The organism is Cognatitamlana onchidii (assembly GCF_004804355.1).
GTDB classification, from domain to species: domain Bacteria; phylum Bacteroidota; class Bacteroidia; order Flavobacteriales; family Flavobacteriaceae; genus Cognatitamlana; species Cognatitamlana onchidii.
This window is the reverse complement of the sequence record NZ_SRWZ01000001.1, coordinates 128,459-142,817: the sequence shown is the minus strand read 5'-3', so window position 1 is coordinate 142,817 and position 14,359 is coordinate 128,459. Positions and strand designations below refer to the sequence as shown.

General features: G+C 35.2%; 15 protein-coding genes. 11 read left to right on the top strand and 4 right to left on the bottom strand.

Going from position 1 to position 14,359, the window contains the following annotated elements:
• Nucleotides 1-16: 16 nt before the first annotated feature.
• The 11 genes from E5D58_RS00665 (at nucleotide 17) to E5D58_RS00615 (ending at nucleotide 11,360) form a co-directional block, all read left to right on the top strand.
• On the top strand, nucleotides 17-499 hold the full coding sequence (locus E5D58_RS00665; RefSeq protein ID WP_235835809.1) for a TlpA family protein disulfide reductase: 483 nt from the start codon (nucleotides 17-19) through the stop codon (nucleotides 497-499).
• A gap of 73 nt (nucleotides 500-572) precedes the next feature.
• Entirely contained in the window at nucleotides 573-1,322 is a 750-nt protein-coding gene (gene tpiA, locus E5D58_RS00660) for a triose-phosphate isomerase (RefSeq protein WP_136479903.1), read from the top strand.
• Nucleotides 1,323-1,509: 187 nt separating this feature from the next.
• Nucleotides 1,510-2,889 carry an Ig-like domain-containing protein gene (locus tag E5D58_RS00655; protein ID WP_136479902.1) on the top strand — a complete coding sequence of 460 codons (1,380 nt, stop codon included), beginning with the start codon at nucleotides 1,510-1,512 and terminating at the stop codon, nucleotides 2,887-2,889.
• A gap of 13 nt (nucleotides 2,890-2,902) precedes the next feature.
• Nucleotides 2,903-3,544 carry a PorT family protein gene (locus E5D58_RS00650; protein WP_136479901.1) on the top strand — a complete coding sequence of 214 codons (642 nt, stop codon included), beginning with the start codon at nucleotides 2,903-2,905 and terminating at the stop codon, nucleotides 3,542-3,544.
• Nucleotides 3,545-3,560: 16 nt separating this feature from the next.
• The gene (locus E5D58_RS00645; protein ID WP_136479900.1) at nucleotides 3,561-5,528 is read left to right on the top strand and encodes a hypothetical protein; all 1,968 of its coding nucleotides are present in this window, start codon (nucleotides 3,561-3,563) and stop codon (nucleotides 5,526-5,528) included.
• 6 nt (nucleotides 5,529-5,534) lie between these two features.
• On the top strand, nucleotides 5,535-6,689 hold the full coding sequence (locus E5D58_RS00640; protein WP_136479899.1) for a LamG-like jellyroll fold domain-containing protein: 1,155 nt from the start codon (nucleotides 5,535-5,537) through the stop codon (nucleotides 6,687-6,689).
• Entirely contained in the window at nucleotides 6,686-7,546 is an 861-nt protein-coding gene (locus E5D58_RS00635) for a hypothetical protein (RefSeq protein WP_136479898.1), read from the top strand. The genes E5D58_RS00640 and E5D58_RS00635 overlap by 4 nt, the downstream gene beginning before the upstream one ends.
• Nucleotides 7,547-7,599: 53 nt before the next feature.
• Nucleotides 7,600-9,552, top strand: a complete 1,953-nt coding sequence (locus tag E5D58_RS00630) for a tetratricopeptide repeat protein (RefSeq protein WP_136479897.1) — start codon at nucleotides 7,600-7,602, stop codon at nucleotides 9,550-9,552.
• The gene (locus tag E5D58_RS00625; protein ID WP_136479896.1) at nucleotides 9,542-10,177 is read left to right on the top strand and encodes a response regulator; all 636 of its coding nucleotides are present in this window, start codon (nucleotides 9,542-9,544) and stop codon (nucleotides 10,175-10,177) included. The genes E5D58_RS00630 and E5D58_RS00625 overlap by 11 nt, the downstream gene beginning before the upstream one ends.
• A gap of 39 nt (nucleotides 10,178-10,216) precedes the next feature.
• On the top strand, nucleotides 10,217-11,053 hold the full coding sequence (gene prmA, locus E5D58_RS00620) for a 50S ribosomal protein L11 methyltransferase (protein ID WP_136479895.1): 837 nt from the start codon (nucleotides 10,217-10,219) through the stop codon (nucleotides 11,051-11,053).
• 31 nt (nucleotides 11,054-11,084) lie between these two features.
• Nucleotides 11,085-11,360 (top strand): ATP-dependent Clp protease adaptor ClpS, encoded by a 276-nt coding sequence (locus E5D58_RS00615; RefSeq protein ID WP_136479894.1) that lies wholly within the window; start codon nucleotides 11,085-11,087, stop codon nucleotides 11,358-11,360.
• 10 nt (nucleotides 11,361-11,370) lie between these two features.
• Here E5D58_RS00615 and E5D58_RS00610 read toward each other — a convergent pair whose 3' ends face one another.
• The 4 genes from E5D58_RS00610 to E5D58_RS00595 form a co-directional block, all read right to left on the bottom strand.
• On the bottom strand, nucleotides 11,371-11,643 hold the full coding sequence (locus tag E5D58_RS00610; protein ID WP_136479893.1) for a heavy-metal-associated domain-containing protein: 273 nt from the start codon (nucleotides 11,641-11,643) through the stop codon (nucleotides 11,371-11,373).
• A gap of 10 nt (nucleotides 11,644-11,653) precedes the next feature.
• Nucleotides 11,654-13,066 (bottom strand): MBL fold metallo-hydrolase, encoded by a 1,413-nt coding sequence (locus tag E5D58_RS00605; protein ID WP_136479892.1) that lies wholly within the window; start codon nucleotides 13,064-13,066, stop codon nucleotides 11,654-11,656.
• Between the two features lie 82 nt (nucleotides 13,067-13,148).
• Nucleotides 13,149-13,940, bottom strand: coding sequence for a sulfite exporter TauE/SafE family protein (locus tag E5D58_RS00600; protein ID WP_136479891.1), 792 nt, complete (start codon nucleotides 13,938-13,940; stop codon nucleotides 13,149-13,151).
• Between the two features lie 3 nt (nucleotides 13,941-13,943).
• Complete coding sequence (locus tag E5D58_RS00595; RefSeq protein ID WP_136479890.1) at nucleotides 13,944-14,357, bottom strand: DUF6691 family protein; 414 nt, start codon at nucleotides 14,355-14,357, stop codon at nucleotides 13,944-13,946.
• Nucleotides 14,358-14,359 lie beyond the last annotated feature (2 nt).

Genomic DNA, 14,359 nt, shown 5'->3' with positions numbered 1-14,359 from the left:
ATAAAAAATGAAAAAGATGAACTACCTATTTGTTGTTTTATTTGTTAGCCTATTTAGTTGTAAGACAGAGTATCCAACTAAGTTTTCAGAAACGGTTTTACAGGATACTTTTACCTCCATTAATGGCGATTCAGTAGCTTTTGGTGATGTTTTAAAAGCACACGAAGGAAAAACCATTGTTATAGATGTTTGGGCATCTTGGTGTAAAGACTGTATTCAAGGCATGCCCAAGGTAAAGGATTTGCAAAAAGATAATCCAGATGTTGTTTTTGTATTCTTGTCGCTTGATAGAGGTGAAGATGCCTGGAAACGAGGTATAAAAAAATATGATGTTCAAGGGGAACACTATTATTTGCCTAAAGGCAAAAAGAGTGCCTTTGGCGATTTTGTTGATATTGACTGGATCCCAAGGTACATGGTTGTAGATTCTAATGGAAGCATAAAGGTCTTTAAGGCTATAGAAGCTGATAATAATCAGATTATCGAAGCATTAAAATAAGTACATTTGCACGAAATAAAAACGTAATACTAATAAACAAAGTCCTTCTTATGTTTGAAGGTTGAATAACAAAATGAGAAAACAAATTGTAGCAGGAAACTGGAAAATGAACAATGATGCGGCACAAACGGAAGCATTAATTGCAAGTTTAAAATCACAAGAAAAAACAACAAATGCTGAGGTTATGATCGCTCCAACATCAGTGAATCTATCTCAGGCTGTTAAAGCTACAGAAGGTTCTGGTATCGAGGTTGTTGCACAAAATATGCATTTTGCAGAGAACGGGGCTTACACGGGAGAAATAAGTGCTAGTATGTTAAAAAGTATTGGGGTTAATACCGTTATTTTAGGGCATAGCGAGCGTCGCGAGTATTTCAACGAGACCGATGAGATGCTTGCTAAGAAAGTTGATGCTGCTTTGGCTAATAATATGCGTGTTATTTTCTGTTTTGGAGAAGAATTGGCCGACAGAAAAGCTGGAAATGAAGAAACCGTGGTAGGTAATCAAATTAAAAATGCGCTATTTCATTTAGGTGCTGATGCTTTTGAAAGTATTGTTTTAGCTTATGAACCTGTTTGGGCTATTGGTACGGGTGAAACTGCGTCTCCAGAACAAGCTCAAGACATGCATGCTTTTATAAGAAAGACTCTAAACGACAAATATGGTGCTGCAGTAGCAGATAGTGTATCGGTTCTTTACGGAGGTAGTGTTAAACCAGCAAACGCCCAAGAGATTTTCTCTAAACCAGATGTTGATGGCGGTTTAATTGGTGGAGCATCATTAAAAGCCGACGATTTTTTCGCTATTGTAAATGCATTTTAAATTATAGATTTTAGGTGCGAGCCTACTAGCATAAAACCTGTTAGCACTTTTTAGTTTAACAGGTTTTTTTTGTTCTAAACTTTTTAAGGGTATTCCCTGATTTTTTACAAATCAAGGAATGCCCTTACTTTTTTTTATAGACCTCAAAGTAACTTGCAATCAGTTATTAATCAACAATTTTAGCCTTATGAGAATTTTAAAATGCCTTTTTGTATTTACTATTTCAAGCATGTTGTTTGTTGCTTGTAAAGCCGAACCTTTAGAAGGAGATGAAGAAGCACCTTTAATAGAGATTATTAAACCAAATGACAACGCTATTTTCTATACAAGTGATAGTGGTTTTTCACCCAGTTCTATAGAAATACATGCCAGAGCAACAGATAATAATGCCGTTGTTTTTGGCATATTTACAATTACCGATGCCGATGGTAACTTAGTTGATGCCGATGTGGAGAGTAGTTTTAGTGAAAATAATACTGTATTAGATTTAACGGCAAACTTTTCAATAGATACACCTGGTTCTTATACTATTAATTTCCTTTTTAGGGATGCAAATGATAATAACGCATCGACTACAAGAACCATTCAGTGTGTTGTTGGTGAATCTGAAGAAGAAGAGGAAGAGCAGGCTATTGTTTTTCAAATGTTTTTTTCAGACAGACAGCATGCAAGTATTAATAAATTGGACATCTATAATGATGGAACAGCCAAGGAGATTATATTATCCAAAGATGTTACTAAAGGAAAATCGTTGGTCGTTTACCCAGAGTTTAATGAATTACTTGTTGGTTCTACAGAGTCTGGTTTAGACGTAAATATTACTTCAGTAAACCCTTCAGCAGGAGGGCGTGACATAAAAAATGTATCTATTTCAAATTATTTATTTAGCGCCCTAGTGAAAAACCAAACAGAACAAGAAGTTTACTATTTCTTAGAAGGTGCCGATTTAACCAAAGTAGCTAGGCACAGGCTTTATAAAATGAATGCCGATGGAACCAATCAAGTCTTGTTGGGTCAAATAGAAAACGCTACTAGAGCCAATGCTATAAAGAAAATTTGGGTGCAGGAAACTGAAAACCCGTTCTTAATCATGCATGATAGGCATGCCTTATATGCTTACAACCCAGATAGCGAGGCTAGTTTGCAAAGTAGTACCATTTTTACTACTGATGGTCATGAAATACATGATATAGCGGTAGATCTTCCTAACAAAACAATCTATATGATTCTTTCCTATAACCGAGGTAGCCAAAGATACTATACAATCGGTACCAGTAATTTAGAAGGAACAGAAACTAATCTAAATTTTATTGAAATAGCAGGTAATCACCCAACAACCTCAAGCAGGTTCCCTCATAGAATGAAACTAGATGTAAAAAACCAAATGGTGTATTGGTTGGCACAAAGTGAAGATTTGCAAAAATCTATTTTAAAACGTGCAAGTTTTAACGATTCAAGTGTTCAAACTGTTTGGGAAACAGGAACTTGTGTTTGTGTGGGAGAAGTAGAAGATATAAGAATAGAGGATTATTACATAAACACTGAATCAATAATAGTAACAAATTAATACGTAAATAATTATGAAAAGACAAATCACAATATCAGTTTTAATGTGCTTTATAGCCACATTAACTTATGGACAAACGTTAAAGGTTACTGGCGGTGTTAATTTTATGGATATTAACTATGCTGTTACCAGTCCTAACATAGAGCTCCCAACAGATGATACACCAATGCCAGATACCGATGTAACAGCCAAACTTTCAGCTTCAAAAGCATCCACTAGTTTAAATGAATCATCGTTAGAATCATCTCGTTTTAGTGATTCCTCAAACAAAACAGGGTTTTACCTTGGGTTAGCAATAGCAGATATTAGTTTATCAAACAAATTTGAGTTGCAACCAGAAGCAAGATTTGTAGTGGTAAAGGATTTTAATCAAATACAAGTCCCTGTTTTAGTGTCATATCGTATTACAGAACATTTTAAAGCCCAAGCAGGGCCAAGTTTAGGGTTTCTTTTTGATGCAGGCGAAGGTGTGAAATCTACCAACTTTGCTATAGATTTTGGGTTGTCATACAACATTTCAGAAGCTATGGCTATAGAGGCTCGATATGATTGGGGACAAACTAATTTATTAGAAGGAGGAGATAGTGCTAACTATTTAAAGATAAACAATATACAGGTAGGGGTTTCATATAAACTAGGAGCGAAAAAGCTTTAATTTAAACAGACCAATTATGAAAAAGTTTTATATTTTATGTTTACTGCTTTCTAGTATTAGTTTTAGTCAACAAGGCATTAACTACAAAGCTGTTATTCAAGATGGTAATCAAATTGTAGCCAATACCTCAATAACTCTATATTTTACTCTAACAGAAAACGGGGCTACAGATATTTATAAAGAAACGCATCTTATAACAACCAATAGCAGCGGTATAGTAGCTACAAACATAGGTGAAGGTACTACAACTTTGGGTAATTTTGAAACTATAGATTGGACCAAAGAACAATTTCTACATGTTGCAATAGATATTGGCAAAGGTTTGGTAGATTTAGGAACAGCGGCCTTTAAACAGGTCCCTTACGCATTCCATGCTAAAACGGCTGAAACGTTTACTGGAACCATTCCCAACATGGGCAATTTAGTAAAAGTAACAGAGAACGGAAATGAAGGGTATCGTTTGGCAGATGCAATAGTTAGTAATCATGGCGATATTGGAGAAGAAGCGATAGATTTATCTTTCCAAAGTTCTGAGTCCGAAACCAGAGGCGCTATTCAGGCTGGGGCGTTTGCTTCAGGTTATAATACAGAAGCCTCAGCCGAATATTCGGTTGCATTTGGTTATAATACGCAAGCTGCTGATACCTATGCGTCGTCTTTTGGAGCTTATACAGAAGCCTTAGGCTATAACTCATCTGCCTTTGGTAGTGGCACAAGAGCTTCAGGTTATTACAGTACATCATTTGGAAGGGAAACTTTAGCAGACTCTTATAATCAAACCACTGTAGGAAGCTATAACACAAACATCTCTAGTTCTGCAAAGTCTTTTGTAGAAACAGACCCCTTATTTGTTGTTGGAAACGGTATCAATGATAATGATAGAAGTGACGCCCTTATAGTGTTAAAAAATGGCAATACCGAAATTAATGGGGTTTTAACTATTGATGCAGGAAATGATGATACAGGATATACCTTACCAATAAGTAAAGGAAATGCAGGTAACGTTTTAGTGATGAATGATGATGATTCTGGAACGCATTGGGAAGCTGCAAATAGCTTTGGTAGTTTAGAAAGTGTTCCAAGAGGTTTTGATTTTGGCTATCGTTTATTGGGTAGAGATGCTGAAAAATATGGTAATGTAGGGATAAATGCATTAGACTTAAGTATTAGTAAGGGTACAGGAAATTATGGTGCGACTGGTTATTATTCTGTAGCCATGGGGAGCACAACAAAAGCGTCTGGTCAATATGCCACGGCCATGGGAGAAGGTACTACAGCGTCTGGTTTGAATTCTACAGCCATTGGAAAAAGTACTAATGCAACGGGAAGAGGCGCTTTTGCAACAGGAACAGGTACTTTAGCTTCAGGTCATTATGCAGTTTCTTTTAATGATGGGACATGGGCTGCGGGTGATTATTCTTTAGCAATGGGACAGGGAACATCTGCCATAGGAAATAGATCTACAGCTATGGGAAGCCTAACAACCGCAGAAAGTTTTGCGCAAACTACAATTGGCCAATTTAATACAAGTGCTGGGGGGTCAACAACTTCATTTGTAACTACCGATCGCTTATTTGTTATTGGAAATGGAACAGGGGGAGGTAATACTAGTGATGCGATGGTAGTACTTAAAAATGGAAATACTACCATTAACGGAGCGTTGGACGTAGAGGAAGTTCAAGGAAAAGACTCGGGCGATGCCGATATGAAAGCGTATATCTATGGTTTAATAACAAGTGTAGGCGAGGTTACTTCAGCTTCATCAGGAGGTTTTACCATCTCAAAAACAGGAACTGGAGGTTATAGAGTCATTTTTAATAATCCACCTTCTAATTATAGAGATTATATGGTGGTGTCATCACTTCATGGAGACATTGGTTTTATTAAAACGGTTAGAAATACCAGCTATATAGCAGTAAATACATATAATACTTCTGGATCACTTTCAGATGAGTCATTCAATTTTGTGGTCTTTAAAAAATAAACAATTATGAAAAAAATTACAACACTTACATTAATTATTGGGCAATTAATATATGGTCAAGCCAATATAAAAATATCTAGTTTAGATAATGGTGGAGGCATCTTTCAATCTGGAAACATGGCTGTGGTTTCAACAGTAGGAGAAGTCTCAATTAATGAGTATACAGCAAATACCTTGGAAATATCTGAAGGGTTTATAGGCAAACATCAGTTAAATATTCAAGCCCCGAACAACTCAGACTGTGTAACGGCTCCAAATAACTTAATAAGTTGGTGGGCTGCTGAAGATAATACGAATGACTTGGTAGGTAATAATAATGGTGTGCCGTCTGGTGGTGTATCGTATACCTCGGGAGCAGTGAATAAAGCCTTTTTGTTTGATGGTGTTGATGATGCTGTAATTGTGGCACCTAGTGAAAGTTTAGATATTACTGGAGATATTACGGTTGAACTTTGGGTGCTTCAAACAGGGTTTAACCCAGAAAATATGGTAGTCTGTAAAGGTGCTAAAAACGAGCCTACTGTTTTTTCAATGCGCTTTTCTGGGGCTACATTAAATTGCGCTTTTCAAGATACAACTGGGGCCAATATAGAATTGGGAGGACCTTCTTTTGAGGATTTTCAATGGCATCATTATGTATATGTGCGTCAAGGTAATCAACATACTATTTATGCCGATGGATTTAATTTCGGATGGGTTTCATTTACTAATCCTCCTGCAAGTAGTTCAGGGCTACCATTAACTATTGGGGCGCAATACGATAGCCAAAATAATGACTATGTAAACTATTTTGGTGGTCAAGTAGATGAGGTTTCAGTTTACAATCGAGCCCTATCAGAAACCGAAATTCAAGGTATTTATAATGCAGGATCTAATGGAAAATGTAGTGTACCACTTAGTATTGATAACAATAGTTTAGTAGAGCATACTATAAATTTCTATCCTAATCCTGTTGTTGACGCATTAACTATTAACTTTAATAAATCAGGAAACTTTAATGTAGTACTTTATGATGTTAATGGTAAACTTTTAAACAGTATGAATAATGTTTCTAGTACGGCTCAAATACAAATGAGTAATAACGCACCTGGATTATATTTTGTAGCGGTTCAGAATCAATCAAATCAACAAAGTAAGGTGTTTAAAATTGTAAAAAAATGAAACTAATATTTTTATTATTTATAACCATGACAACGGTTGCACAAACACGTTTTACTGGCATTGCCATGCAAGCTAGTTTACCTAGCGGTTGGCAAGTACAAGAAGAAAACTATGGCCAAATTATGGTTAGTAACCCTAATGTGCAAGCCGGGTTGTTATTTATAGAACATGGATGGACATCAGAAGACATGATTCTGCAAAATATGCAAGAAACTATTCAAGAAGACGATTGGCAAGCTGCTATAGCCACCGATATCATGGAACTTGAAAACGGCGATTTTATAGCGCTATATCAAGGTAGCGGCAGCGGTCAGGAAATCGTGGTAGTAACCGTAGTTTCAAGAAGTAAACTTTGGGGAAGAGGTGGTGTAATGACAGTTGTAATCGCCTCAAAAGCGAATTTTACAGATGATTTTCAAGACTTGGCAGTTGCTGTCTCTAAATCCATAAAATATAAAAGCTTTATGAATTCGCAGGCGCAACAAAATGCCAGAATGTTTAAGGGTAGAAAGCTTATTAGGTACAGCTCATATTACACATCAGACTATGATAATACAGTTAGTGTAGGGTCAAGCAGTAAGACTACTATACATTTTTGTTCAAACGGCAGGTTTGTAATAGATGGATATTCCGATTTAAGTGCAGGAGGCCCTGCTATGGATGGCGAAACTTGGTCTAGTACCAGTGCAGGCGAAGGCCTTTGGAGCTTAATGGATGTTAATAGCTATATGGTTTTGCGTCTTACATCCAACGCCGGAGAGGTGAGCTATATGCCCATAGAGCGTTATACGGAAGATGGTGCCTATTATATTAATGGCGATAAATGGGTAATTGGGGGGAGTGACCTGTGTAACTAATTCTAAAAGTATTTTATAAATTTCTTACATTTAAATACTTAAAAACCAAACTATTGAAAAAACTTATAATTTTTAGCGCTTTATATCTATGCAGTTTTGGTCTATTTGGTCAAGCCAATAAAATTCTTGATAGCTTGAAAATAGAGCTTGCAAAAAAGCAGGCAGATACTTCAAAAGTGAAAATTTTGAACGATTTGGCATACTACTATTTATATCAAGATATTGATAGCAGCTTAGTTTATGGAAAGAAAGCCCTTCTTAAAGCTAAAAGCATAAACTTTTCAAAAGTTGAAGCTAATGCTTGTATTTACATTGGCAATGCATTTTTATATACCAATAAGTATGATTCGGCGCATTATTATTACGATTTGTCGCTTAAACTTCATGATAAATACGGTATAAATAAATCTGCTCTATATGCTTCACTGGGTCTTTCCCACAAAATTCAAGGAAATTACGAAAAGGCAATTGAAACCTATTTAGAGGGTATAAAATATGATGAAAGTAACGCTTATGAATACGGTAAATTTATAAAAGCATGCAATCTCATTAATATTTATGCCATTGTAGAAGATTATCAAAAGAGTATTGATTTTGGAGTGGAGTTGGTTGAAGTAGCTAAAAGTACTGATGACGAAAATATCAAATATTTTCTAGGAACCTTATTAAATAACATAGGTACATATTACAGTAAGTTACACGATTTTGATAATGCCATATATTACTTTAATGAGTCACTAGAGGCTAATCTTGAAAACGGGAATAAAAAAGAAATCGCTAGAAATTATAATAACCTCGGCAGTATTTATGAAAAAACTAATAGGTATTCAGAAGCAAAAACATTGTTAGAAAAAGCTCTTGAAATAAGAAAAGAATTTAGTGATCAAGATGAATTAGCTGAGACTCATACCGAACTAGGGGTTGTTTACAGTAAGTTAAACAATATTAAATTATCAAATATTCACTTTAAAAAAGCTTTGAAAATTGCTGAAGATTTGAAAAGTTTAACCTTATTATCGGATGTGTATTTGGCTAAAAGTAAGGCTTATGAATCGCAACAAAATTTCAAATCTGCTTTGTTAAACTTTGAGAAGCATACGCAATTTAGAGACAGTATACTTCATAATGAAAAGTTGAAGAATATAGAAGAAATTGAAACGAAATACCAAACCGAGAAAAAAGACAAGGAAATAGCAACACAACAATTAGAACTTAAAGAAAAAGAATCAGAAATTCAGAAAAAGAAAGCCCAAAACAATTATATGCTTGGGGGAATTATATTTCTTGTAGTATCTACCATCTTGTTGGTATTTTTGTTAAAACAGCGTCAAAGAAGAAAAAATCAGGAGTTATTGACGCTTAAACGGGAGTTTCAAATAAAAACGCTTGAATCACTTATTGAAGGCGAAGAAAAAGAACGGTTTAGGATTGCTAAAGAATTGCATGATGGCGTTAATGGCGATTTATCGGCCATAAAATATAAACTATCATCCTTGCTAGAAATGAATAATAAAGTCATCAAGGAAGCTATAACCATGATTGACGACTCATGTAAACAAGTACGTGCCATATCGCATAACTTGGTGCCTCCAACTTTAGAAAAATTTAATCTTGTTGAAGCTACAGAAGCATACTGTAATAATATTAATACTCTAAATTCAACCTTAGAAATAACATTTCAACAATTAGGCGATACAATAGAAATACCCAAACAGGCAGAGGTTAATATTTTTAGAATAATTCAGGAGTTAATTACAAACAGCGTAAAACATGCAAAAGCATCCACTATTAATGTACAAATTAGTAATCGTAATAGCATCATTCAGGTTACTGTTGAAGATGACGGTATAGGCTTTGATAAAAATAATCCTGGAAGTAGCGGTATAGGTTTGAGTAACGTGCAGTCTAGAATTGATTATTTACAAGCCGAAGTAGATTTAGTTACTAATGAAAAAGGAACATCCTATACCATAGATATTGATAAAGAAAAACTTAATGATAATTAAAGTAGCTATAACAGACGATCATAAGATGGTTTTAGAGGGCATTGCCGCCATGTTAAAGGGTACACCAGAATTGCAGGTGGTAGGCATGTATAAAGATGCTCAGCAAACTCTAGATAACATTGAAAAAGATGAGCCAGATGTCCTATTTTTAGATATTAATTTACCAGATATTAACGGTATAGATTTAAGTAAAAGACTTTTAAAAATAACCCCCGAATTAAAAATTATTGCTTTAACAAATTTTGAAGACATATCGTTTGTTAAGCGCATGCTTAAAAACGGTGTTCATGGATACTTATTAAAAAATACAGATAAATTAGAGTTAGTAAAAGCTATGAAAACGGTATTGTCTGGAGAGTTATTTTTGCAAAAAGACATCCAATCTAGGTTACTGAGTCAGGATTCAAAGAAAAAGACTGATAATGGTTTAAAACCTAAACTTACAAGAAGAGAACAAGATGTTTTAATCGCTATTTCAGAAGAATTAACCACCCAAGAAATTTCAGAAAAACTCTTTATTAGTCCTAAAACTGTGGAAACGCATCGCATGAACATCATGAGCAAATTGGGTGCAAAAAATAGTGTGGGGATTATTAAAATAGCTATTGAGAAGGAGTTGTTGTAGCATACAAGTTTATATCTTTGTAGTCGCAAAAAAACGACTATGTCAAATATCATTTATATAGGGTACGAATTTAAGGTAACCCCATTGCAACCCGGTGTAGAAATTCTTATTGCAGAACTAGGTTATGCCGGCTTTGAAAGTTTTGTTGAGAATGAAACAGGTGTTACGGCTTATATTCAAAAAACCGATTGGGAAGAATCTATTTTAGAGGATATTCAAGTTTTAAGATCAGACGAATTCAAGATTTCTTATGAGTTTAATGAAATAGAACAAACTAATTGGAATGCTGAATGGGAAAAGAATTTTAATCCTATTGTAGTTGATGATGTATGTGCTGTAAGAGCGCCATTTCATGAATCGTTTGATACTGCATACGATATTATTATAGAACCCAAAATGAGTTTTGGTACTGGGCATCATGAAACCACACACATGATGATTCAACACATTCTAAAGAATGATTTTAAAGATAAAACCGTTTTAGATATGGGATGCGGTACAGGGGTTCTAGCAATTTTAGCGGAATTAAAAGGAGCCAAACCTATTGATGCCATTGATTATGATAATTGGTGTTACTTAAATAGCCTTGAAAATGTAGAACGTAATAACTGTAAGCATATTAATGTAATAGAAGGGGATGCTTCGGTTTTAGGAGAAAAAAAGTACGACATTATTATTGCAAACATAAATCGTAATATTTTAATGCAGGATATGAAAACCTATGTGTCTTGTTTAAATAAAGGAGGTCAGCTGTTTTTAAGTGGTTTTTATAACGATGACATCCCAATGATTCAGAAAGAATGTGAAAGTCATTTGTTAAAATTTGAAGAAAAATTAGAAAGAAACAATTGGGTGTCTTTAAAATTTATAAATTAGTACAAGTTTTCCCCAAAACATAATTAATAGAATGAGTTCAAAAGAAAAAGTTTCCGAAGAGTTACTTCTTGAAGAAGAGGTGGTTACACAAAACGAAATAGTGCTATTCAATGATGATGTTAACACCTTTGATCATGTTATTGAAACGCTTATTTACGCCTGCGAGCATACCGCAGAACAGGCCGAACAATGTTCTTTAATAGTTCATTATAAAGGTAAATGCACGGTAAAAACAGGTGAATACGACGATTTAAAACCACGCTGTACCATGCTACTAGAGGCTGGATTAAGTGCAGAAATAGTTTAATTTCTTCTTATTAGTTATTCATTCTGCCAATAGCGCAGCTCACAAAAGATTTGGCTTTAGTGCCGATGGTGTTACTGTCTCCAACTACGGGGTAACCTAGTTTTAATAAAACTTGTTTTACCTCTTGGGCTGTTTCTTCTTTTTCGTAAGAGAATGTTACTGTATTTTGCTTATTATCAATACTTAATTCAGTAATATCTTCAATGTCTATAAGTTTTGTTTTTATAGTATTGGCGCATCCGCTACATTTTAAGTTTTGAATTTCTAGTGTTGTTTTAAACATGATTTTTCTTTTAAAGAGTTGATGGACAAACGAAATCGGTTGTTGCTAATGAGGTATTTTTAATAGCAGCAAAACCTCCAGCAATATCAATTAATTTATTAAACCCGCGGGCTTTTAAAATGGATACAGCAATCATGGAGCGGTAACCACCAGCGCAGTGCACGTAATATTCGTTATCGCTATTAATAGCATTCATATTATCATTAAGATAGTCTAATGCTAAATGCTGCACATTATTACCCTCCAAATGCTCAGATTTATATTCGCCATCTTTTCTAACATCCAAAACCTTAATTGTTTTATTTTCAAAGTCCGTTTTAAAGGTCTCGGCAGAAATGGAGGTTACGGTTTCAATATCCCTTCCAGAATTAAGCCAAGCCTCAATACCACCATCTAGGTAGCCTAGGGTATTATCGTAACCCACACGAGATAATCTTGTAACCGTTTCTTCTTCTTTCCCCTTTGGGGTTACCAATAATATGGGCTGTTTTAAATCTGTTATAAGCGCACCAACCCAAGGTGCAAAACCACCGTTTATACCTATAAATATAGAATTTGGAATATGGCCCTTAGCAAAATCTTGTTGGGGTCTAACATCCAATACCAAAGCACCTTCTTCATTGGCTATATATTCAAACGCATCTGGAGCTAAAGGGGTGTTGCCTTGTTCTAAAACTGTTTCAAAGGTGTCATATCCTAATTTGTTCATCATGGCGTTTTTAGCAAAATACTGCGGAGGTGGTGCGATACCATCCAGTACCTCTTTTATAAACTCCTCCTTGGTCATATTAGCTCTTAGAGCATAATTAGTTTTTTTCTGATCGCCTAAAACACCTACGGTATCTTTGCTTAAGTTTTTTCCGCAAGCAGAACCGGCCCCATGTGCAGGATAGACAATCACATCGTCTGCTAAGGGCATGATTTTATTTCTTAAAGAATCGTATAGCATCCCTGCCAAATCCTCCTTTGTTAAGTCCGATTTAATGGCTAAATCTGGTCGGCCAACATCACCCAAAAACAAGGTGTCTCCAGAAAATATAGCATGATCTTTTCCTTGTTCATCGATCAATAAAAATGTCGAAGATTCCAGTGTGTGTCCAGGCGTATGAAGGACTTTAATGGTGACATTACCAAGCTTAAATGTTTCATTATCCTTGGCTTCATGAATATTATATTCTGTTTTAGCGCCTGGCCCAAAAACTATGGTTGCTCCTGTTTTTTTAGCGAGATCAACATGGCCTGAGACAAAATCGGCATGAAAATGGGTCTCAAAAATATATTTGATTTTAGCATGTTCCTTATTTGCTTTATCAACATATGGCTGCGTTTCACGCAAAGGATCAATAATAGCGACCTCTCCTTTCGACTCGATATAGTAAGCCCCTTGCGCTAAACATCCGGTGTATATTTGTTCTATTTTCATGCTTTTGTATTTTATTTTACGCTTATCTAAATCAAAATTACTAAACGCTTAGCAATCAATTTGTAACTTATATTACACTAGCTTATTTTAACTCTTTATACATGATATAAACAGCCATAAGTAAGACAAAAACACCAAAGCTTTTCTTTAGTTTATTACTGCTGATAAATTTAGAAAGAAATACCCCCAGCACAATTCCCAGAATGGATACACCTGTAAATATAAGTAGGAAGGACCACTCAATGTCTAGGGTTTGTACATCGCCGATAAATCCAATTAACGAATTTATGGTTACTATTATTAATGAAGTTCCTACCGCTTTCTTCATGGGAATATTAGCCCATATAACAAGCGCAGGCACATATAAAAAACCTCCACCAGCCCCAATAACACCAGTAATAGTTCCAATAACTAGACCTTGGATAAAAGTTTTATAATAAGGCTGGCTTATAGATATGGTCTCATTTTCTTTGCCATTTTTTATCATGGAGAACGCAGCAAGCACCATAATAATTGCGAAGAAAACCATGATAGCCATTTCTTTCGTTAAGCTGTAATTGCCAATAGCCAAAAGTGTATCAGGAATGTTAGGAACTAAATAACGTCTTGATAGATACACAGCGATAAAGGAAGGGAACGAAAAGGCTAACCCTGTTTTAAAGTCTACCAGTCCTTTTTTGTGTTTCTGATAAGTGCCTACCATGGAGGAGGTTCCTACCACAAAAAGAGAATAGGCCGTCGCGATAATAGGATTGTACCCTAAAAGGTAAACCAATAACGGAACGGTAAGTATTGAACCACCTCCACCAATAAGCCCTAAGACTAGCCCAACAATAAGTGCCCCAATATATCCTAAAATTTTGATGTTCTCCATAAATTAATGGGGTAATTTGTTTTTTAAAATACCATAAATAAAAGTGCCTAAAATGGCAGCAGAAATAACTATAATCATACTCCAAACACCTGTTCCTAGTAAGATGTACATTGGGCCAGGGCAAGCACCGATTAGAGCCCAACCAAAACCAAAAATGGTACCTCCTACAATATATCTTATAAAACCATTATCTTTTTTTGGAACAAATATATCTGCCCCTTTGCTGCTTTTTAAAATCCCTTTTTTTGAGATCTGTAAAAATAGTACACCTGACGCAATGGCCGTTCCAATGATGCCATACATATGAAAGGATTGAAATCTGAACATTTCATAAATGCGAAACCAGGAAACCGCTTCGGACTTTACTAAAACAATTCCAAAAAAAACACCTACCAATAAGAATTTAAGAAATTTCATGA